Source organism: Geobacillus sp. BK01 (assembly GCF_052220245.1).
Taxonomy (GTDB): Bacteria; Bacillota; Bacilli; order Bacillales; family Anoxybacillaceae; genus Geobacillus.
On record NZ_JBQPTH010000009.1, the window covers coordinates 39,779 to 61,111 of the forward strand.

At 55.5% G+C, this 21,333-nt stretch carries 24 protein-coding genes; 2 read left to right on the top strand and 22 right to left on the bottom strand.

Annotated features, from left to right (window positions below; all coding sequences use genetic code 11):
- Nucleotides 1-38: 38 nt before the first annotated feature.
- The 5 genes from ACTVDO_RS10980 to lgt form a co-directional block, all read right to left on the bottom strand.
- The gene (locus ACTVDO_RS10980; RefSeq protein WP_020961212.1) at nt 39-251 is read right to left on the bottom strand and encodes a hypothetical protein; all 213 of its coding nucleotides are present in this window, start codon (nt 249-251) and stop codon (nt 39-41) included.
- An 18-nt stretch (nt 252-269) separates the two neighbouring features.
- The gene (locus tag ACTVDO_RS10985; RefSeq protein WP_041268007.1) at nt 270-767 is read right to left on the bottom strand and encodes an acyltransferase; all 498 of its coding nucleotides are present in this window, start codon (nt 765-767) and stop codon (nt 270-272) included.
- Between the two features lie 41 nt (nt 768-808).
- Nucleotides 809-1,453 carry a pyrophosphatase PpaX gene (gene ppaX, locus ACTVDO_RS10990; RefSeq protein ID WP_020961214.1) on the bottom strand — a complete coding sequence of 215 codons (645 nt, stop codon included), beginning with the start codon at nt 1,451-1,453 and terminating at the stop codon, nt 809-811.
- Nucleotides 1,450-2,388, bottom strand: coding sequence for a nucleoside recognition domain-containing protein (locus tag ACTVDO_RS10995; RefSeq protein ID WP_442901507.1), 939 nt, complete (start codon nt 2,386-2,388; stop codon nt 1,450-1,452). Before ACTVDO_RS10995 ends, ppaX begins: the two co-directional genes overlap by 4 nt.
- 74 nt (nt 2,389-2,462) lie before the next feature.
- The gene (gene lgt, locus ACTVDO_RS11000) at nt 2,463-3,272 is read right to left on the bottom strand and encodes a prolipoprotein diacylglyceryl transferase (protein ID WP_442901508.1); all 810 of its coding nucleotides are present in this window, start codon (nt 3,270-3,272) and stop codon (nt 2,463-2,465) included.
- 26 nt (nt 3,273-3,298) lie between these two features.
- Between lgt and ACTVDO_RS11005 the strand changes: the two genes are divergently transcribed.
- On the top strand, nt 3,299-3,439 hold the full coding sequence (locus ACTVDO_RS11005; RefSeq protein WP_235183437.1) for a hypothetical protein: 141 nt from the start codon (nt 3,299-3,301) through the stop codon (nt 3,437-3,439).
- Nucleotides 3,440-3,505: 66 nt separating this feature from the next.
- Here the strand turns inward: ACTVDO_RS11005 and hprK are convergent, their stop codons facing one another.
- The 7 genes from hprK to ACTVDO_RS11040 all read right to left on the bottom strand — a co-directional run bounded on the left by hprK (nt 3,506) and on the right by ACTVDO_RS11040 (nt 12,474).
- The gene (hprK, locus tag ACTVDO_RS11010; protein WP_020961217.1) at nt 3,506-4,441 is read right to left on the bottom strand and encodes an HPr(Ser) kinase/phosphatase; all 936 of its coding nucleotides are present in this window, start codon (nt 4,439-4,441) and stop codon (nt 3,506-3,508) included.
- A 318-nt stretch (nt 4,442-4,759) separates the two neighbouring features.
- Complete coding sequence (locus ACTVDO_RS11015) at nt 4,760-5,122, bottom strand: phage holin family protein (RefSeq protein ID WP_023817743.1); 363 nt, start codon at nt 5,120-5,122, stop codon at nt 4,760-4,762.
- A gap of 122 nt (nt 5,123-5,244) precedes the next feature.
- A complete protein-coding gene (locus tag ACTVDO_RS11020; RefSeq protein WP_442901509.1) occupies nt 5,245-5,571 on the bottom strand; it encodes a DUF4870 domain-containing protein in 327 nt (108 codons plus the stop codon).
- A 461-nt stretch (nt 5,572-6,032) separates the two neighbouring features.
- Nucleotides 6,033-8,900 (bottom strand): excinuclease ABC subunit UvrA, encoded by a 2,868-nt coding sequence (gene uvrA / locus ACTVDO_RS11025; RefSeq protein WP_442901510.1) that lies wholly within the window; start codon nt 8,898-8,900, stop codon nt 6,033-6,035.
- Between the two features lie 7 nt (nt 8,901-8,907).
- Nucleotides 8,908-10,887, bottom strand: a complete 1,980-nt coding sequence (gene uvrB, locus ACTVDO_RS11030; protein WP_442901511.1) for an excinuclease ABC subunit UvrB — start codon at nt 10,885-10,887, stop codon at nt 8,908-8,910.
- A gap of 176 nt (nt 10,888-11,063) precedes the next feature.
- Nucleotides 11,064-11,285: a CsbA family protein gene (locus ACTVDO_RS11035; RefSeq protein ID WP_020961223.1), complete on the bottom strand. Its 222-nt coding sequence runs from the start codon at nt 11,283-11,285 to the stop codon at nt 11,064-11,066.
- A 16-nt stretch (nt 11,286-11,301) separates the two neighbouring features.
- The gene (locus tag ACTVDO_RS11040; protein ID WP_442901512.1) at nt 11,302-12,474 is read right to left on the bottom strand and encodes a PDZ domain-containing protein; all 1,173 of its coding nucleotides are present in this window, start codon (nt 12,472-12,474) and stop codon (nt 11,302-11,304) included.
- Between the two features lie 217 nt (nt 12,475-12,691).
- Between ACTVDO_RS11040 and ACTVDO_RS11045 the strand changes: the two genes are divergently transcribed.
- Entirely contained in the window at nt 12,692-13,210 is a 519-nt protein-coding gene (locus tag ACTVDO_RS11045) for a MerR family transcriptional regulator (RefSeq protein ID WP_020961225.1), read from the top strand.
- Nucleotides 13,211-13,292: 82 nt separating this feature from the next.
- On the opposite strand, the gene ACTVDO_RS11050 is transcribed toward ACTVDO_RS11045, so the two are convergent.
- From ACTVDO_RS11050 to ACTVDO_RS11095, 10 genes are all read right to left on the bottom strand, one after another.
- Nucleotides 13,293-14,738, bottom strand: coding sequence for a S41 family peptidase (locus tag ACTVDO_RS11050; protein WP_442901513.1), 1,446 nt, complete (start codon nt 14,736-14,738; stop codon nt 13,293-13,295).
- Between the two features lie 289 nt (nt 14,739-15,027).
- Complete coding sequence (locus ACTVDO_RS11055) at nt 15,028-15,738, bottom strand: pirin family protein (RefSeq protein ID WP_442901514.1); 711 nt, start codon at nt 15,736-15,738, stop codon at nt 15,028-15,030.
- Between the two features lie 400 nt (nt 15,739-16,138).
- Nucleotides 16,139-16,402 carry a hypothetical protein gene (locus tag ACTVDO_RS11060; protein WP_020961229.1) on the bottom strand — a complete coding sequence of 88 codons (264 nt, stop codon included), beginning with the start codon at nt 16,400-16,402 and terminating at the stop codon, nt 16,139-16,141.
- Nucleotides 16,403-16,440: 38 nt separating this feature from the next.
- Nucleotides 16,441-16,599, bottom strand: a complete 159-nt coding sequence (locus ACTVDO_RS11065) for a glutaredoxin family protein (RefSeq protein WP_081713476.1) — start codon at nt 16,597-16,599, stop codon at nt 16,441-16,443.
- Nucleotides 16,545-16,808, bottom strand: coding sequence for a hypothetical protein (locus ACTVDO_RS11070; protein ID WP_442901515.1), 264 nt, complete (start codon nt 16,806-16,808; stop codon nt 16,545-16,547). The genes ACTVDO_RS11065 and ACTVDO_RS11070 overlap by 55 nt, the downstream gene beginning before the upstream one ends.
- A gap of 238 nt (nt 16,809-17,046) precedes the next feature.
- Nucleotides 17,047-17,466 (bottom strand): Hg(II)-responsive transcriptional regulator, encoded by a 420-nt coding sequence (gene merR, locus ACTVDO_RS11075; RefSeq protein ID WP_020961232.1) that lies wholly within the window; start codon nt 17,464-17,466, stop codon nt 17,047-17,049.
- Between the two features lie 196 nt (nt 17,467-17,662).
- Nucleotides 17,663-19,303, bottom strand: coding sequence for a mercury(II) reductase (gene merA / locus ACTVDO_RS11080; protein WP_442901516.1), 1,641 nt, complete (start codon nt 19,301-19,303; stop codon nt 17,663-17,665).
- Between the two features lie 82 nt (nt 19,304-19,385).
- Nucleotides 19,386-19,661 carry a transporter gene (locus tag ACTVDO_RS11085; protein ID WP_442901517.1) on the bottom strand — a complete coding sequence of 92 codons (276 nt, stop codon included), beginning with the start codon at nt 19,659-19,661 and terminating at the stop codon, nt 19,386-19,388.
- A gap of 68 nt (nt 19,662-19,729) precedes the next feature.
- The gene (locus ACTVDO_RS11090; RefSeq protein ID WP_442901518.1) at nt 19,730-19,990 is read right to left on the bottom strand and encodes a hypothetical protein; all 261 of its coding nucleotides are present in this window, start codon (nt 19,988-19,990) and stop codon (nt 19,730-19,732) included.
- Nucleotides 19,991-20,043: 53 nt separating this feature from the next.
- Nucleotides 20,044-21,327 (bottom strand): murein hydrolase activator EnvC family protein, encoded by a 1,284-nt coding sequence (locus tag ACTVDO_RS11095; RefSeq protein WP_442901519.1) that lies wholly within the window; start codon nt 21,325-21,327, stop codon nt 20,044-20,046.
- Nucleotides 21,328-21,333 lie beyond the last annotated feature (6 nt).

Sequence of the window (21,333 nt, forward strand, 5' to 3'; positions counted from 1 at the left end):
GTTTGCTAATATGGTAGAGAAATGAAGTTATAAGTAGTTTACTCCTTTGCGGCCACAGCGTCAAGAGGGAACGCGCCATCCACAACAAAACGGACAAGACCGCTTCCAAAACGGGAAGCACTTGTCCGTTTCATTCCGCACCGTATAGGCGACCGCCTCCGCCCCATGATCGCGATCAAGAAAATCACCATCGTCAATTTGACCACTTTGTGATCGAAAAACTGCAACACTCGATCTTCCAGATTTTCCACACAAAAACCCGCCCCCGTTCAATCGGAAGGCGCGTCATTCCGGCGGACGATGCGCATCGGGCAGCCGGCGACCATCGCTCCAGGCGGGACGTCTTGATGGACGACGGTGCCGGCGGCGACGACAGCGCGGTCGCCGATCACCACACCGGGCAAAATGGTCGAGTTCGCGCCGACCATCACCTCATCGCCGATCACGACATCCCCGAGGCGGTATTCGTCAATCAAATATTCGTGGGCGAGAATGGTCGTATTGTAGCCGATGACGCAGTTGCGGCCGATATGGATTTTTTCCGGGAAGAGAATGTCCGGCATGACCATAAAGGCGAGGGCGGTCTGCTCGCCGATGTTCATGCCGAGAAACGTGCGGTACAGCCAGCGTTTCAGCGGCAAAAACGGCGTGTAGCGCCCGATTTGGATGATGATGACGTTTTTCAGCACTTTCCAAAACGATACGGTGCGATACAATTGCCAGAGCGAGTTCGCCCCTTGAACGGGGTATTTGGTCGTCCGTCTCATTAGGGGCGCCGCCCCCGGAATGCGGGAGCGGCTTCCTCCTTTCATTCGTGTACGCCGACAATATCCAACAAATCACTCATTTTTTCCAGCATATAGTCCGGTTCATATTGTGCCAAATATTCGCGCCCTTTAATCGCCCAGGCGACGCCGGCTGTTTTCACTCCGGCGTTTTTGCCGGCCAAAATGTCGTGGTAGTTGTCCCCGACCATGAGCGCTTCGTCCGGCGTTGACTGCAACATGCCAAGCGCTTTATGAATCGGCTCGGGATCGGGCTTTGGCCGCGTGACGTCATCAAGGCCGATGACGCACGAGAAAAACGGTTCCAACCGCGTTTTTCTCAGCCCCATCAAGGCGGTGTCATGAATTTTCGTCGTCACAACGCCCAAGCGGAATCCGTGGCGGTGGAGCGTTTCGATCGTTTCATACACCGTCTCAAACTCGCGGATCAGCTCGTCATGGCGGGCATGATTGAACGTGCGGTACGTTTTCACCATTTCTTCCATCCGTTCCGGATCGAGCGAGCCGAACGTTTCATAAAGCGACGGGCCGATAAACGGCAAGACGTCCTCGCGCCCGTAGCGGCCCGGGTAGTATTGTTCCAACGTATGCAAAAACGACTGGATGATGAGCTCATTCGTATCAATCAACGTGCCGTCAAGGTCAAACAAAATGGTGCGAATCGTCATGAAGCGGCTTCCTTTCTAGTCGATTGTTCAAAGCGGCGCCAAATGAACGCCACGGCCATCGTCAGAAGCACCGCCGTCAGCAGGCGGATCAAAAGCAGCGGCCAGACGGGAATGCCAAGCGGGACGAAAATGAGCGTATCCTCGACGACCGCATGGCAAGATACGAGAAAAATAAACGCCAGCGTCAAATCGCGCTTCGAGACGCCGTCTTCTTTCGCCGCCTGAATCATCACCCCCGCCCCGTACGCCAGGCCGAACACAAAGCCGGCGGCGAGCGTGAGCGACGTGTTTGGGCTCATGCCCAGCATCTTCGTCGCCGGCGCCATCCAGCGCGAAACCGTCTCGATCCAGTGGCGTTCTTTTAATATTTGAATGACCGTCATAAGCGGGATGACGATCGCGACGAGCTGCACGATGCCGGCAACCGCTTTTTTCAGCGCCGCCAAGATGATCGCTCCCCAGCCGGACGGCGGCGCGGCTTCATGCGTGACAAACCCATATTGGGCGATCTCCTGTCCCCCGTCCCATAGATGGGCGATCAACAGCCCGGATACCAACGCGAGCCCGATGCGCACGACGATCATCAGCCAGACGCTCATCCCGGTGCGCGAGGCGACCGATGACTCAACGATCAAGTTATGGGAGAAGGAAAGCATGACCGCGAGAATGAACACTTCTTTCACCGTAAACTCGATCGTCAGCATCGCCCCGATCGCCGCGTACAGCCCAAGCAACTTGCCGAGCACAAGCGGCACGGCCGCATCGCCGGATAAGCCGAACCATTTCATCAGCGGCGCGACCCCCTCAATGATCCACGAAAAAAGCGGCGTCGGTTGCAGCAACGCCAAAACGAGCGTCACGGGGAAAATGATTTTCCCGAGCGCCCACGATGTCTTCAGCCCGGCGAGCACGCCGCGTTGCAACGTTCCTGTCATGTTCTCCTCTCTCCTTTGCTAGTCTTGCCCGTGCATGATGGCTTTTGAATCGCCCCAGCGGAACAGGGCCTTTGCTAGTCTTGATACCGCTCCTTGGCCCAGCCTTTTGCCCGGCGCACAATCCAAAGCGTCACAGACAAAACGATGAGCGTCACGGACATCACTTGCGCCGCCCGCAAACCGCCGGCCAGCATCAAGCTGTCGGTGCGCATCCCTTCAATCCAAAAGCGGCCGACGGAATACCAAATCAAATACGACAAAAACAGCTCGCCGCGCCGCAAGTTGACGCGCCGGAGCCAAAGCAAAAGACAAAAGCCCGCGATGTTCCAAAGCGATTCGTACAAAAACGTCGGATGCCAATAGCGGCCGTCAATGTACATTTGGTTGATGATCCAATCCGGCAAATGCAAGTTTTCCAGAAATTCGCGCGACACCGGGCCGCCGTGCGCCTCTTGGTTCATGAAATTGCCCCAGCGCCCGATCGCCTGGCCTAAAATGATGCTCGGTGCGGCAATATCGGCAAGCTTCCAAAACGACAGCCCGCGCACGCGGGCAAACACGACAGCGGTCGCCACCGCCCCGATCAAGCCGCCGTGAATGGCAAGGCCGCCTTGCCAAATTTGCGGAATCTCCGCCAAATGTTTGGAATAGTAGTCCCACTCAAACAGCACGTAATACGCCCGCGCGCAGACAATGGCGATCGGCACGGCAAACAGCACCAAATCGACAAACGTCTCTTTCGGCAAGCCGCGCCGCACCGCCTCGCGGGTGGCGAGCCACAGCCCGATCAAGACGCCCGTGCCGATAATGACGCCGTACCAATAAATTGTAATCGGACCAAGCTGCAAAAACACGCGGTCCAGTGGCTCGATTGCCGGTTCCATGTTGAACGCCTCCTTTGCGGTGATTGATGGTCGCCGCAGCTTCTGTTCATTTGACCGTCATCGTCATATCTTCCGCCAACAGTCATTCTTACCGGAACTTCCTTGTTCATTTTCAAGGGTGGGGGATTGAGCCGGAAATCGTGCTCCACTATGAAGAAGCGGCATAAAAGTGCTGTTTCTCTATTGCCCAAGAACGAGCGATGGAAGGAACAGCGCTGTTTTCCAGACGATTGCTATGTTTCGTCATGTTCCCCTTCTTCAATGGCATCGCTCAGCCGCGCCGAAAATTCCTCGGCCGCATTGACCCCCATCCGTTTCAGCCGGAAATTCATCGCCGCCACCTCGACGATGACCGCCAAGTTGCGCCCCGGGCGAACCGGAATCGTCAGTTTGGGCAATTCGGTGTCCAAAATTTTTACCCTTTCTTCTTCCAAACCGAGCCGGTCGTATTGCTTCTGTGGGTCCCACAGCTCTAAATCAATGACCAAGGAAATGCGCTTATGCGGCAGCACCGCCCCGGCGCCGAACAAGGTCATCATATTAATAATGCCAAGTCCGCGAATTTCAAGCAAATGTTCAATCAGCTCCGGCGCGCTGCCGATCAACGTATCCTCGTCCTCTTGGCGGATTTCGACACAGTCATCGGCGACCAGCCGATGGCCGCGCTTGACAAGCTCGAGCGCCGTCTCGCTTTTGCCGACGCCGCTTTTGCCTGTAATCAATACGCCGACACCGTACACATCGACGAGGACACCGTGCACCGCCGTTGTCGGGGCAAGCTTGCTTTCTAAATAGTTTGTCAACCGGCTTGACAACCGGGTCGTTTTCATCGTCGAGCGCATGACCGGCACCGACTGGCGCTCGGACGCTGCGATCAACTCCGGCGGCACATCCAAGCCGCGCGAGACGATAATCCCGGGCGTAATATCGGTACAAAGCCGCTCCATCCGCGCCTGCTTTTCTCCCGGCGTCAACGTTTCATAAAACGACAGCTCCGTCCGCCCGAGCAGCTGCAGGCGCTCCGCCGGATAGTAGGCGAAATAACCGGCCATTTCAATCCCCGGCCGCGACAAATCACTTGTCGTAATCGGACGGTAAATGCCTTCGGCGCCGCTGACGAGCTCGAGCTGGAACTGTTCGATGATGTCTTTTGTCCGCACTTTTGGCATAATCGGCCTTTCTCTCCTTTCTTCGTCTTTTTCCATTGTAGCACGTTTCGTTTCACCGTTGAATGGAAAACATCGGGGGAAACAAAACGAGGACGCCTAAAGTGGCGCCCATGGAGACAAAAAGCCGCTTTCGTCGTAAAACAGAGAGACTCCGGTCTAAGCATAGCGAGGCGGAATTGTTTTACAACTATATGCATCAATACGAAAAAGGGGTATGTTGACACCCTTTTTCACCCCGACCGAAACACCGAGCCGATTCGTCATGTTGTATGTCGTATTTCACTGAGAGACAGGCGGCCGTTTGCGTCAGCTTCCTTATTACGACCGATTGCGCAGCGGCTCCACAATCCCTTTTTGCACAAGCAAGTGGAAAAATGACAAGACGATCGAAGCGAGCAACGCTGTGCCAAAACCGCCAATCTGGAAGGCATCGCCCATCAATCCGGCCGTCATCATCAACGTGATGGCGTTAATGACAAACAAAAACAAGCCGAGCGTCAACACCGTCACCGGCAGCGTCAACAAAATAAGCACCGGGCGGACAACGGCATTGAGCACCGCCAAAATCAAGCTCGCCAAAAACGCCGCTCCCATGCCGCTGAAATGAATGTCGGCAAAATAGCCGTCAATCGCCATAAGCAGCACCGTATTAATAAAAACTCCAATCAGCCAATTGAGCATCACATCACCATCTTTGCTTGTGGTCTTCTTCGGGTCGCCGCTTCCCATGCGGGCTTTTGTTCTATCTTGCCTCGAACCGGCAGCCAGCAATCATCATTTTCCGTTGGCGGCGCTGTTATCTTTTATTTTAACACTTGAATGCCTTTCACGACATTCCAAATCACGACAACGAGGTTCACCGCTCCGGCGGCGAGAAAGCCAAGCCAAACGAGGCCACCGCTAAAAAGAAACGATTCGCCCCCCCAATGGCCGAGCAAGACAGGAAACGCCGACAACGCGATAAACAAGCCGACCGTCAAAACCGGAATCAAGTGCGACACGAGCGACCGCTTCGCATGGCGTTTCACGTCCATATCCTCAACGACAAAATAGACGACAATCGGCAAAAGGAACGGCGCGAAAAAGACGCTGAAATAACAAAGCGCGGACAACACTTTGTTCGTCGACAACCCTCTATCCCCTTTCCTTCGTCACTCTATCTGTATATACGCTGCCTGGCAAAAAAAGTTTCCGCTTTCAGCGCCTTCATTAGAACAGCTTGCGTGTGAACTGCCGGCCGCTTCACATCCTAACGGATCTTTGACGCGGGGGCTTCTCGGGTCACCCCTTTTCGTTTCAAGAGTTGATCTCCCACTTTCTTACTGGAACGCCCCTTGAAGTGGAAGACTTCTTTCGGAAATCTGTTCATGGGAGGAGATGGTTCAAATCTTCGCCTTGCAGCGGGCTGTCCGCTAAGCCATCCCATGCGCCCCAGTCTGCGCAAAACCGCAAACGCGTGAAAAATAGAGCGCTCTAAACGCCCGCCATTGGCATCGCTGCAACGGCATTCCCCGCGTTCCTGCGCAAAAAGAAGCGGCAAAGGCGCTGCGCCTTTGCCGCTTCGGTCGATCCGTCAAGTTCCGCCGGCCCATCACGCCTGCGCCGCCTCATAGCGCGCCTGCATGCGCGCCCGGTCGCGCTCGAGAATCGGTCGTAAGTAGCGGCCGGTGTGCGATGCCTCGACCCCGGCCACCTCTTCCGGCGTGCCGGCGGCGACGATTTGCCCGCCGCGGTCGCCGCCTTCCGGACCTAAGTCAATGATATAGTCAGCCGTTTTGATCACGTCTAAGTTATGCTCGATGACGAGCACCGTGTCGCCGTTATCGACGAGCCGATGAAGCACGTCAAGCAGCCGGGAAATGTCATCGACATGCAGCCCGGTCGTCGGCTCATCCAAGATGTAGAGCGTCCGGCCGTTCGAGCGCCGGTGCAGCTCCGCGGCAAGCTTGACGCGCTGCGCCTCGCCGCCCGAAAGCGTCGTCGCCGGCTGGCCGAGTTTCATATAGCCGAGGCCGACATCATAGAGCGTCTCAAGCTTGCGCTTAATTTTCGGAATCGAGGCGAAAAAGTCAAGCGCATCTTCGACCGTCATGTCAAGCACATCGGCGATCGTTTTCCCTTTGTACGTCACTTCCAGCGTCTCGCGGTTGTACCGTTTGCCGTGGCACACTTCGCACGGGACGTATACATCGGGCAAAAAGTGCATCTCAATTTTGATGATCCCGTCGCCATGGCACGCCTCGCAGCGCCCGCCTTTGACGTTGAAGCTGAAGCGCCCTTTTTTGTAGCCGCGCACTTTCGCTTCGTTCGTCGAGGCAAACACCTCGCGGATGTCGTCAAACACCCCGGTGTACGTCGCCGGGTTCGATCTTGGGGTGCGGCCGATCGGCGACTGGTCGATGTCAATCACTTTATCGAGATGCTCGAGCCCGCGAATGTCGCGATGCTCGCCCGGTTTGGCTTTCGCCCGGTTGAGCTTTTGCGCGAGCGCCTTGTAGAGCACTTCGTTGACGAGCGTGCTTTTGCCCGAACCCGACACCCCGGTAACAGCGACAAACGTGCCGAGCGGGATGTTCACCGATACGTTTTTCAAATTGTGCTCCCGCGCGCCGATGACCTCAATCCAGCGCCCGTCCGGCCGGCGCCGCTCAGCCGGAATCGGGATGAACTTTTTCCCGGATAAATATTGGCCGGTGAGCGAGTTCGGGTCGTTCATCACCTCTTCCGGCGTGCCGGCGGCGACGACTTCGCCGCCGTGAATGCCCGCCCCCGGGCCGATGTCGATCAAATAATCGGCCGCCAACATCGTATCCTCGTCATGTTCCACGACAATGAGCGTATTGCCGAGGTCGCGCATGCTTTTCAGCGTCGCGATCAAACGGTCGTTGTCGCGCTGATGAAGGCCGATCGACGGCTCATCGAGCACGTACAACACGCCGGTCAGTCGCGAGCCGATTTGCGTCGCCAGGCGGATGCGCTGCGCCTCGCCGCCGGAGAGCGTCCCGGCCGAGCGGCTGAGCGTCAAGTAGTCGAGGCCGACGTTTTGCAAAAAACCGAGCCGGTCGCGAATTTCCCGCAAAATGAGGCGGGCGATTTGCGTTTCTTTTTCCGTCAGTTCGAGCCCGTCAAAGAATGCGAGCGCCTCGGTCACCGACATGGCGGTGACTTCGCCGATATGCTTGCCCCCAACCAAAACGGCGAGACTTTCTTTTTTCAGCCGGTATCCTTTACACGTCGGACAAGCTTGTTCGGCCATATATTTTTCCATCTGCTCGCGGATGTAATCAGAGCTTGTCTCCCGGTAGCGGCGCTCGACGTTCGGGACGACGCCTTCAAACGGGACGTATTGCTCGCGCACTTGGCCGAAATCGGTCGTATAGCGAAAATGAATCGGCTCCCCGCCGCTGCCGTACAAAAGCTTGTCCAGCTGCTCTTTCGGCAAATCTTTCACCGGCACGTCCATCGGAATGCCGTAATGGCGGCATACGGCCTCCAGCAGCTGCGGGTAATATTGCGAGCTTTGCGGCTCCCACGGGGCGATGGCGTGCTCTTTTAACGTCAGCTCCTCGTTTGGGATGACTAAATCGAGATCGACTTCAAGCTTCGCCCCGAGCCCGTCGCAGTCCGGGCAGGCGCCGTACGGGCTGTTGAACGAAAACAGCCGCGGCTCGAGCTCGCCAATCGAAAAGCCGCAATACGGGCAGGCGTGCTTTTCGCTAAACAGCAGCTCGCCTTCGCCGATCACATCGACGATGACTTTGCCGTCCGCGAGCTTTAGCGCCGTCTCCAACGAATCGGCAAGCCTGGCCGCGATGCCGTCTTTCATCACAACCCGGTCGACGACGACCTCAATCGAATGCTTTTTATTTTTCTCAAGCTCAATGTCTTCCGTCACCTCGCGCATCTCGCCGTCAATGCGGACGCGCACATACCCTTGCTTGCGGATGTCATCGAGCGTTTTCGCGTGCGTCCCTTTCCGTCCGGAGACGACCGGCGCCAAAATTTGCATTTTCGTCCGCTCCGGGTAGGCGAGCAGCCGGTCAACCATTTGCTCGATCGTCTGCGATTGGATCTCAATGCCGTGCGTCGGACAAACCGGGCGGCCGATGCGGGCAAACAGCAGCCGCAAATAGTCGTAAATTTCCGTCACCGTGCCGACCGTTGAACGCGGGTTGCGGCTCGTCGTTTTTTGGTCGATCGAAATGGCGGGCGACAACCCTTCAATCGCATCGACATCCGGCTTTTCCATTTGCCCTAAAAACTGGCGGGCGTACGCCGACAGCGATTCGACGTAGCGCCGCTGCCCTTCGGCGTAAATCGTATCAAACGCGAGTGACGATTTCCCCGACCCGGACAGCCCGGTCAAAACGACGAGCTTGCCGCGCGGGATTTCGACGTCAATGTTTTTCAAGTTATGGGCGCGCGCCCCTTTGACAATGATTTTCTCCGTTCCGTTCACCCGGCCATCATCCTTCCGCTTTCAACTCGAAAATGACATCGCGCAGCTGGGCGGCCCGCTCGAAGTCAAGCGCTTTGGCCGCTTCTTTCATCTCCGCTTCGAGCTTGCGAATCAGCTCTTCCCGGTCTTGTTTCGTCATGTTGGCAGCCGCCGGCTTCGCCTCGTACGTTTCCGTCTCCTCGGCCGCGTATGTTGCGCGGATGACATCGCGAATGTCTTTTTGGATCGTCCGCGGCACGATGCCATGTTTCCGGTTGTATTCTTCTTGAATCGCCCGGCGCCGCTTCGTTTCTTGAATGGCGATTTCCATCGATTTCGTGACCGTATCGGCGTACATGATCACATGGCCGTTCGCGTTGCGCGCCGCACGGCCGATCGTCTGAATGAGCGAACGCTCCGAGCGCAAAAGCCCTTCTTTGTCAGCGTCCAAAATGGCGACCAGCGACACCTCGGGAATATCGAGCCCTTCCCGCAGCAAGTTGATGCCGACCAACACATCGTATTTGCCAAGACGCAAATCGCGGATGATTTCAATGCGCTCAAGCGTCTTAATTTCCGAATGCAAATAGGCGACTTTGATGCCCGCTTCTTTCAAATAATCGGTCAAATCTTCGGCCATCTTTTTCGTCAGCGTCGTGACCAACGTCCGCTCGTTCCGCTCGACGCGTTCGCGGATTTCCCCGATCAAATCGTCAATTTGCCCTTCGATCGGACGGACGTCAATCGTTGGATCCAACAGCCCGGTCGGGCGGATGATTTGTTCAACGACTCCCGGGCTATGTTCGAGCTCGTACGGCCCCGGCGTCGCCGAGACGTAAATGATTTGATTGATTTTTTGCTCGAACTCTTCAAACGTGAGCGGACGGTTGTCCAGCGCCGACGGCAGGCGGAAGCCGTGGTCGACGAGCACTTGCTTGCGCGCCCGGTCGCCGTTGTACATGCCGCGCAGCTGCGGCAAGGTGACGTGCGACTCATCAATGATGATCAAAAAATCGTCCGGAAAGTAGTCAAGCAGCGTATACGGCGTCGACCCCGGCGGCCGGAGCGCCAAATGGCGCGAATAGTTTTCAATCCCGGAACAAAAGCCCATCTCGCGCATCATTTCCAAATCATAGCGCGTCCGCTGCTCCAGCCGCTGCGCCTCCAAAAGCTTCCCTTGTCCGCGCAGCTCGGCGAGCCGCTCTTCCAGCTCTTTTTCAATGTTCTCGATCGCAATCCGCATTTTCTCCTCGCGCGTGACGAAGTGCGACGCCGGAAAAATGGCGACATGCTCGCGCTCGCCGAGCACTTCGCCGGTGAACGCGTCCACCTCGCGGATGCGCTCAATTTCATCGCCGAAAAACTCGATGCGAATGCAATGTTCATCGCGCGACGCCGGGAAAATTTCCACCACATCGCCGCGGACGCGAAACGTGCCGCGCCGAAAGTCGATGTCATTGCGGTCGTACTGAATGTCAACGAGCCGCCGCAGCAGCACGTTGCGCTCGATTTCCATCCCGACGCGCAATGAAACGACAAGCTCGCGGTATTCTTCCGGCGACCCTAAGCCGTAAATGCAGGAGACGCTGGCGACGATAATGACGTCCCGACGCTCAAACAAGGCTGATGTCGCCGAGTGCCGCAATTTGTCGATTTCATCGTTGATTTTCGCATCCTTTTCAATATACGTATCCGTCTGCGGCACGTACGCTTCCGGCTGATAGTAATCGTAATAGCTGACAAAATATTCGACGGCGTTATGCGGGAAAAACTCTTTCAGCTCGCTGTACAATTGACCGGCGAGCGTTTTGTTGTGGGCGATGACGAGCGTCGGCTTGTTCACTTGGGCGATCACGTTCGAGATCGTAAACGTTTTGCCCGTCCCCGTCGCCCCCAGCAACGTTTGGTGCTTCACCCCGCCCTTGACGCCTTCGACTAGTTTCTCAATCGCTTGCGGCTGATCGCCTTGCGGTTTGTATGGTGACACTAATTGAAAACGGTTGTCCACCGTTTCTCCTCCTTCTTCAATCCATCTTTCCCCATTGTATCATATCCTCTGCGCAGATGCACAAAAAATGCGAACTGGTATTCGTTCCAATCCGCACAGCGATTTCCATTCCGTCAGGCCGCTTCCAGCTGCATAGGCGAAAAAGCGGACCGCTGCAGATGGGGTCCGCTTCTCCGTTATTTCTTTAAGTTGTCCAGCATGCGCCCCGCCAACAGAAAGCCGGCAATCGTTGACGCAATATCGGCGACGATTTCGTGCAGCTCATCCGTATACCCTTTGGCATACGAAGCGACAAGCAAGGCAACGGTCAACAACAACGCAATGTAACGGTTGTACGTCACCCGCGCAAACAGCAACATCAGAAGGCACGGGATGACAAGGGCAGCGAGAAACCACATACGCGTCTAGTCTCCTTTACGACACAGCTTCGGACGCCGAAGCGCCCCGGTGATGGACGAACAGCAGGCCAAGTTCATGGTGGCCGTCTTCATACACCGCTCCTTGGACGAAGCGGATCTCGCCGTTATGGCTGATGACTTCCAGCTTGCAAAACGCGCGGTTGCGCTGGAGCGCCTCGTAAAACTCGGCCTCCGTCTGCACGGGAACACCGTTTGCCTTCACAACCACTTCCCCGATGCGCAGTCCCATTTTTTCCGCTTTGGAATTCGGAAGCACCCCGACGATCACCACACCTTGCGCATGGCGGGCAAACCGGGGCGGGCGGGCGCGGTCGGCGCGGTGACCGGAAAAGGCGATCCACTCCCGCCCGATGATGGCTGCAGCTCCTGCAGCGGCCGCCAGCAACGGATGCCAGATCCCCGGAACAGCCAGCACGGCGGCAACCCAAGCGAGGCGAAGCACGCGCCGCCCCTCTTCCCGGGCTGCTTCCGCCGGCAGCACGTGCTGCCGGCGCTGTGAAAAGCCGAGAAGAAACGGCACAAGCCAAAACGAATAGCCGTCCCCGGCCGGAATAAGCGGCCACCACGCACCCGGCGGCAACGCGCCGTCGGAGACCGGCAGCACGACCGGCACAAACCAAAACCGCTGCGTCCACTGCATGCCGACGATCATCCCGCGCTTGCTTCTCGCAAGCTGCGGCGAGACCGCCCCGTTTTGCGAACGGAGGATGAGCCATCCTTCCGCCAACAGCAGCAACACAAGCAGGGCGGCAAGCGCCCCTCCATCCGCCGCGCCGTCCGGCAACAGCCGGGCGGCAAGCCCGCTTGACCCTGCCAAGCCGAGCAAGACGAGCGCTCCGCCCACCGTATAGGCCGGTGAAAGGAGGCGCGCCTCCATCGTCAAGCCGAGCAGGATCGTCAACCCCGTCACCGCCCACACCGCACCCGGCGGCAACGCGAGCCCGATGCCGGACGCAACGGCGGACAGCACAGCGCCCGCTGCCCATCCCCACGTCCAAAGCCCGCGCCATTCTTGCCCCATCCGATGAACGCGCACATGAAAATCACGACGCTCCCGCTTTACTCGTCGCCATCCGGCGGCAAGGGCTAAAAGAATACCATAATAAAGGAGCGGCTGCCGCCATACGCCCGCAATCCCTTCCAGCCATTCCAACCCCCATGTTGCCATCCGCTTCCCCCCGCTTCGTTCATCAGTCTATATCTTTTATTCTACCAAACGGCCGGAACAAATCCCATGCCTGCCGCCATCTTTTTTGTCCGGATGGCGAATTTGTGCCGTTTTCCACTTTCTTTGCCGAATGAGCACTAGTTTTGTCGGTCAGGCAGGATTTTCGATGAACATAGAAAAAGGATATAACAGAAGATGAAAAAGGAGGAGTGGAACGATGGAATTAAAAACGCCTGACGTTGCCGCCCGTCTCGGAGTGTCGCCCAAAACGGTTCAGCGCTGGGTGCGGAAATACAATATTCCGCTGCAGAAAAATGAAGCCGGTCACTACTTGTTTGACGAAAAAACGGTCGCCCTGCTTGAGCGGGTCAAATTTGAACAAGGCGCGGCACTCGAAGCGCCCCCGGCTTCCGACCGTCCCTCGACACCGCCGCCGAACGTTCCCATTCACACTTTATTCCAAGGATATGTCGAACCAGAAATCGAACGCGTATCCTCACGCCTTGAGCAACTCGAACGACAACTGGAACAAAAAGCCGATGACGTTGTTTCGATCCAATTGCTTCATCATCGCCAAGAAATGGAAGAAATCACCGCCCGCCTCACCGCCCTCGAACAGCTTGTCGCCCGTCTTGAACAGCAGCTGAACAAACAGCCGCCTTCTTCCCATGACACACCGAATGAACCAAAGCGGAAGCGGCGCGGCCTCGGGCGGGTGATGGGTTTGTTCGTTTGACGGTCCGTGCGCGCTCTGCCCCGTGCAGGGCGTTTTTTTTTGCACCAAAAAGGGCCCCCATTGTCGGGAGCCCGGCTATGGTTTATGGGAATAGGACGTTTAACGCCGCTTTCAGCTGCACATCATGCTGCGGATCACGGATGGCTTCCATAATTTTTGCCTGCAGCACATCGGCTGTCTGTTCGTCGATGCGACCATTGGCTGGCAGCTTATTCGCTTGTTGAAAGGCTTTTACCGCTGTTTCCGTCTGTTTGCTGAAGTAGCCGTCAGTGCGGCCTGGATCAAAGCCAAGCCCTTTTAACATTTTTTGCGCATTGGCGATTTGCTCGTTGTTCATATCATACTGGAGCGGTTTTTCGACATGAAGCGGAGCAACGTGGAAATAATCCGGCTGAGCTACTACCACATCCGGCTTAATCCCTTTTTCGTGAACCCAATGACCATCGGGCGTCAACCATTTATACAGCGTCAACTTAATGTTGCTGCCGTCGCCCATCGGAATCGCTTGCTGCACCGTCCCCTTGCCGAACGTCGCCTCACCGACGAGCTTGTAGCCGCCCGCTTCTTTCATCGCCCCGGCTAAAATTTCTGACGCCGACGCGCTTCCGTTGTCAATAAGCACGACGATCGGGTACGGCTTTTTCGCCGTCAAGTCGGAGTAAAACTTTTGCCTGTCACCGTCGCGCTCCTCAATTTGCACGTACGGTTTTCCTTTCGGAACGAGCTGCTTTAAAATTTCTTCCACGCTTTGCAAATAGCCGCCCGGATTGCCGCGCACATCGATGATCAAACCGTCAATCTGCTCAGCTTCAAGCTCGGCCAGTTTCTTTTTGAAATCGGCGGCCGTATTTTCCGAGAACGACGTAATTTGCAAATACCCGGCCTTTTTGCCATCATACGTTTTGATCGACTCATATACCGTCTGAATCGGAATTTCGTCGCGGACAACTTTCACTTTCATCACATTTTTCGCGCCCGGCCGCAAAATCTCAAGTTCTACTGTCGTCCCTTTTTTGCCGCGGATTTTCAGTACCGCTTCATACAAATCAAGCCCTTCCAGGCTTTCCCCGTTGACGCGCAAAATTTGATCATTCGGCTTCAACCCCGCTTTTTCCGCGGGCGAATTTTTAATCGGCGCCACGATCGTTACTTTGCCGTCAATCATGCTCACTTCAGCGCCGATCCCTTCAAACGATGAATCGAGCGATTCGTTGAACTGCTCGGTCGTCTCTGCATCCATATAGACGGAATACGGGTCATCCAGCGTGCCGATCATCCCTTGAATGGCGCCTTCCGTCAATGTTTTCTCATCGACTTTTTCCACGTACCGGTTTTTGATGAGTTCATACGCCTGGCGAATTTTTTTCATTTCTTCATGATCGCCGGCCGTCTTGGACAGTTCCTCGGAAATGGCCACCGGCATCGGTCCGTCTTCCGCTCCTCCGGCCAACTGCAAGCCGACATACGTCCCGCCGGCCCCGATCAGCATCGAGATGACCATCAGTACGGCCGTTGTCGTTTTTTTCACGTTTCTTTCCTCCTCACCCTATGCGTAAAAGGAAAAGCACCGCCCGAACGCCGTGCCATGCCTTTATCTCCATCATATGTCAGGCTTGTACGGAGTATGCTTCCGCGCGTTTCTGCCATTGGCGAAACGCCGCTCATCCCTGCTACTAGTTTACACGCTGCGTTTTGATTTCTCAACTCATACGGGCGCGGAAAAAAGAGGCACCCCCGCCGTTTTGGCGAACGATGCCTCTTCTCTTCCTTTCTTGTATCCCCAGAAAAACTCTCCCTTCAAGCAAAACGGGAGTCGTTTACTGTTTCGGTAAATCAATGAGCATGAACCGCGCTCCCCCATTCGTCGCCAGGCGAAGCGCCGGCGTGTCCGCAATGCGGGCCGCGTCGCGCCGTTCGAGATGGGCCTCGCCGTTTAACGTCAAATCCCCCTCAATGACAAAGATGAAGATGTTTCGCCCTTCAGGCTGAGTGAACGTCAGCTCATGCCCAACTTCCAAATCGGAAAGATAAATCGTCAAATCTTGATGAATGTGAGCAATCCCCGGGGAAGACGGATGTTTCGTCACAACCGGCAACAGCGCGTTTTTCATCTTCTCCACCGGGAATTCGGTCCGCTCGTACGACGGCGTGAGCCCGTGCTCTTCCGGCAAAAACCATAGCTGCAAAAAGTTCACTTCCTCCGTCGCTGACGGATTCACTTCCGAATGGACGATGCCGGTGCCGGCCGACATCCGCTGCACGCCGCCAAACGTCGTCACCGCTTTATGCCCGGTGCTGTCTTCATGTTGCAAATACCCTTTTAACACGATCGACACAATTTCCATCTCCCGGTGCGGATGGGCGCCAAACCCCGCAAGCGGCGCGACGAAATCGTCGTTTAACACCCTTAACGGCCCGAATTGAACGTTGTTCGGGTCGTAATACTCGCCAAACGAAAAACTATGGTACGTTTTCAGCCAACCGTAATCAGCATGATATCGGGACGACGCCCGGTCAATGCGAATCATTCTTTTCCACTCCTTCATTGTGAGAAATGATCGGCCCTTAAGCGCGTGCTGTTCTGAACCAGCAAGCGCCATCACCACCACGGCCTACGATATTGATTCCCGTTTTGCGTTGTCTCATCCCCGTTGGGCGCAACCATTTCTCTTTATTCAATAAATCTCGAATTCGAGATAATTATATAAAACCCGCCTTCGCTTGTCAATCGGGAAACAGGCGACAAAACCGTTGAGCAAACAAACAGCTGCCCCCACTAGCCGGGAACCCGGCTAATGAGAGCAGCTTTATTTTGATTGGGGCTTCCCGCCGCCTATTTCCTGATTCCCGTTGCCGCGACGCCCCAGGGAATGGCCCATGTGTTTCCTATGGCGCTGCCGAAAGCTGCCGGCGCCTCCCATCGCCCGTTTATTTCCATCGTTTATTGGGGACAATATCCCGCATCCAAAACCACATATCATCAACCTTGCTGAACAAGGAAACCGGACAATGCAAGGTAAGGCATCGAAAGTAATCTGCCCGTTCGATGACCAAGTTCCAACTATCGTTGTGCAAAACGTTTCTCATCTCTTCTTCGTCTATTGGCACCCCTGCAGCAGCGCATTTCGGGCAAATCTCCTTGTTCTCAATGAGATCTCGCCAATTTGGAGGCAAACTGCAACACCCGGCCATACCTCACTCCTCCATGCTTTCACATCTTTATGTGATCCTCAGTCTGCCTGAAGCGCCTTTTCCACTTTACTCCGATTCCAGCCAACCATCACTTCGTTTCCGATGATGATCACCGGGGTCGTGACCGCCCCTGAAATCCGGATCATTTCATCCATGGCCTGCGGATCAGAAAGGACGTCAATTTCTTCACATTCGATCCCCCGGTCCCGGAAAAACTGTACAGCTCCTTTGCATGAGGCGCTGGTGTCTCGTCATCGATGTTGACTGTGTTTCCCTCGATATCTTTCACACGAATGTGGATGGCATCCCCTTCTTTTGCCGCCTTGTTTCCCCCCAACCATCCTACCGCCAAAACTGCCATGAGAAGGAAAACCCCGGCAAACCAATAATATCGCGTATTTCGCATTCCCGTTCCCCCCTTCCATGTGGCCCGTTGTTCTGCCTCTCTCCAGGAGGCCGGTGATTTAAGGGGAAATACTGGCCTCCAACAGTTTTTCTCAAATTGAGAAAACTTGCAACGTCATCGTTTCATTCCTTGTGATTTCTCACAATTCGAGCGAATCTGCCGTTTTTCACCAGACTTCTAGAGTTATCCGCTTCTGTCGCTTAGTTGTCGAAGCGGCCCCGCGTCTTTTCGCGAAAATCTATTTTTCTTGCCCATATGCCCCTTCGAGCAATAAGTCAATAATCGGGCAGTTGTAGAGATTCTCCTCATGGGGGCAACATGCCTTCAGCTCAAGGAGCATCGCCTCCATTTTCATTAAGTCCTGAATCTTCTCCTTGATCTCCTTGATTTTCTGCTCGACAAATTGGTACATATCTTTGCATCGATCGCGATCCCGATCGACAACGCCAAGCAGTTTATCAATCTCTGCCAAGGTGAACCCGAGCGCTTGCAACCGCTTAATAAACTGGATGCGCCTGACGGTTTCCTCCGTATACAGACGGTATCCGCCTTCCGTCCGCTCGGTTTCGGGAATGAGCCCCTTCCGTTCGTAGTACCGAATGGTTTCTTTATTGACATGGCATTTTTCTGCCAGCTCCCCGATGCGGTAATGTTTCACATAACCACCTCACCCAAAAGGATCCACCGTGCACGATCGTACACGGTCAAGGAAATAGGAACGTTGCGCCGACATTTCGTTATGAATGGGGAAGCGCCCGGCCAAACGGATCGCTTCTTATTCCGCTTCATTGCAACCGCAATGAGTTCCAGCCCCTTCATAACGGTCCGCGAAGCGGCGGCCCCATTCGAAGGCCTCATCCCGCGCAGCACGATAACTTCGAAACATCTTGGTCAAACGTCAGCGCCGCTAATTTCAGCCCCTCCGCCATCGTTAAATACGGAGCCAACGTGCTGCGAAGGTCGTCAATCGTTAATCCGAACTGAATCGCCAACGTGGCGGCATAAATGACATCACCGGCATTGTTCGCCACAACATGGGCGCCTAACAGCTTGCCCGTGCGCGCCTCAGCCACGAGTTTAAACAGTCCTGTCGTGTCCCGGTTGACGATCGCGCGCGGCACCGCCTCAAGCGGCAAGACAGACGCTTTCACGTCATACCCGTTTTCTTTCGCCTGTTGCTCAGTCAACCCGACGGTGGCGATGGCCGGATGGGTGAACGTCACCGCCGGAACAACGGCCGTATCCCAGCGCTTGTTCAGTCCGCCGACGGCATTGGCTGCGGCAACGGCGCCTTGATAGGCTGCGACATAGACAAACTGCGGGCCAAGCGTGACATCGCCTGCCGCATAAATGTACGGGTTCGTCGTCCGCGCGTATTCGTCAATCAAAATTTCCCCGCGCGCCCCGACGTCCACACCGGCTGCCGTCAAGTTCAACGCGGCTGTATTCGGCGTTCTCCCCGTCGCCACAAGCAGTTCGTCCGCTTCGATGACCCGGGTGCGCCCGTCTACGTTCACATATACGTTTTTCGTGTTTCCGTTTTGTTCGACACGTTCAAACGAAGCGCCCGTGATGACGCGGATGCCTTGTTCCGCGAGCGCCTCTGCCACCGCTTCGGAAATTTCCGGGTCATACGCTTTCAAGAGGCGCGGGCTCCGCTGCATCAATGTCACCTCGGAGCCAAGATGGTGGAACAGCTGCCCCAACTCCATCCCGATGTAACCGGCGCCGATGACAGCAAGCCGCTTCGGCACCTTTTTCAGCTCAAGCAGCGTCGTGCTTGTCAAGTAATCGACATCATGGAGCCCTGGAATGTCCGGCACGGCCGGGGAAGCACCCGTCGCAATCAAAAACCGTTTCGCCGACAGCGTTTGGCCGCTGACGTCAATCGTTTGACGTCCGACGAATCGGGCTTCCCCTTGGATGAAATCGAACCCGTACTCCGCGATTAAATCGGCATACTTCGCTTGGCGAAGCTGTCCGACCAATTCATTTTTTTGCTTCACTAACGGCGCCAAGTCCACCGGACCGGCAAAGGTGTGCAGGCCAAAAAACGGGTGATTACGCGCCAACGCATTGATTTCCCCAGCCCGAAGCAACGTCTTTGACGGCACGCAGCCGATATTGACGCACGTCCCCCCGACCGTGCCGCGTTCGACCATGGCTACTTTCGCCCCGTATTTCACCGCTTCGATCGCCGAGGAAAACGCGGCCCCGCCGGAACCGATGACGATGTAATCATACTCTCCCCCGCCATCGAAGGAAGGGGTGGCTGGCACGGTGATCTCCTCGATATCCCCCGGCTCGTAATGAGCGTTTCGGACCGCTTGTTTCGCCAGGCCAATCTCCGTGCCATCAGGAAGCGCGAATACCGCTTCACCGCGCCGGAAGCTGACGTCAATCTGCTTGGCCCCGATCGCCTCCAGCGCTGCAGTGACATGTTGTTCACAACCGGTGCATGTCATGCCTTGCACATTCATTCGGTACGTTTTCATGGTCACAAACACTCCTTAATGAAAAGTGGTCTTTCCTAGTTTTGAGCAAAAAGGCGGCTCCTACCACAAAAAAACACGAACGTCACTCCTGCCTGAACGGAGCACAGCACGCCTCATCGCCGTTTCCCGTTTTCCCCGGGGAGCAGCCGGCCGTTTCGCCTGACGGTTTTGGCTTTCGCCTGTAAAATATCATTGTCAGTGAAACGAAACATAACACCGTCAAAAGACCAACAGCAAGACTTTGGTGCCGGGTCAAATACGCACCGGCCGATGTTCCGGCCAACAGCGGCAGAACAAGCACCAAATGGCACGGGCAGCTGAGCAGCGCCAGCACCGCCCAAAACGATGGTTTGACCATTTCGTCCGTTCTCCCTCCTCACCATGACGAAACGTTTCTCCTCGTTGTTTCCCATTATAAACGGTGTACTAAGGTACAAGGTCAAGAGAAATGACGTGTAGACCGGCTGTGAAGTCGAGAACCGAAGAAAAAGACAAGGCATTTTTAATGGCCGCGCCCCCGCCCGGAAGACTGTTGATTTCATGAGAAGCCTGCCCAAAACGTGCTTTTCTCAAGTTGAGAAGCGTGTTAAAACCCGATTTTTTATGGCGGCTGCCAATACTTGTTGGAGGAAAATGGCCGTGTTTCACCGGCAGTCGACACGAACGAATGACAAAAAAAATACGCAACTTGTCCGCCTCATAGACAGACAAGTTGCGTATAGGAGAATTTCTTTCTTAATTTAGAAAGCGATGTAACCGCGCGGATCGACCGCATTCGTTTTCCCTACGTTCCAGCCGCCGCGGTGCAATTCAAAGTGAAGGTGCGGGCCGAACGAACGGCCGGTATTGCCCATGTAGCCGATCACCTGGCCTTTGCGGACGCGCTGTCCTTCCCCGGCCAGACGCGCCTCGAGATGGGCGTAGACGGTTGTGTACGTTTGTCCGTTGATGACATGGCTGACAAAAATGACGTTGCCATAGCTGCTAGAATAGTAGGATCGGAACACAACCCCATCGGCGGCCGCGACAACCGGAACGACCGGGGCGCGCTTGCCGATGTCAACCCCTGGGTGAAAATCAGTGCCGCCAAACCGGTAGCCAAAGCCGGATGTGATCGGCCCGTTGGCCGGACGGGTGAAAGCGCCGCTCGACACAGGCGGGGTGCTGCCACCAGATGGCGTTCCGCTATTCGGTTGCGAATATGTACGTCCACCTTGCCGGGCGGCTTCCGCCTCCGCCCGTTTTTGCCGCTCGAGTTCGGCAAGCTGCTGCTTAACAGCCGCTTCTTGCTTCGCGATCAATTCTTTTTCCTCTTCAAGCGCCATTTTATGGTCATGCTCTTCCTGTTCTTTTCGTTTCAAATCAGCCATGAGACGGTTTTTCTGTTCCAGCTGGGCGGCAAGCTCGGCTTGCAGCTGCTTCAATTCTTGCAAGTCCGCTTGCAGCTTGTTTCGTTTTTCGGTCAGTTCGGTTTCTTTTTTCTCTTTCAGCGCCTTGTCCGCTTCCTGCTCGCGGATGATTTGCTGGTCGGCTTCCATAATCGTGGTGACGGCGCTCATCCGGTCGATAAAGTCGCTGAAGCTTTGGGCGCCAAGCAGCACTTCCAAATAGCTGACCGCCCCGCCGCTTTCCTGAAGCGAACGCATCCGCGCTTTTAAAATTTCGTTTCGCTTTTCAATCCGTTCTTGGATTTCGGCAATCTCTTGTTTCAGCTTCTCAATCGCCCGTTCGGTTTCATCAATGTTTTTGCTGACGTTGCGGATTTTGCCGCTCGTTTCTTCAATGGCGGCGTTGAGTTTTTCAATGTCGTTGGCCACTTGAGTTTGCTGCGACCGAAGCGATTCGATCGTTTTTTGCGCCTCGTTGATCTTTTGCTCGACATCGGACCGCTTCGAGCGCAGCGAATTCACTTCATTCTGCTTTTGCTCAATCTCGCGCGTGCTGACAGCGTTCGCCGCCGGCGGGAGAATGCCCAGTCCGAGCGCCCCGGCAACGGCGAGCGCCAACATGCTTTTCTTTTTCATTGCCTA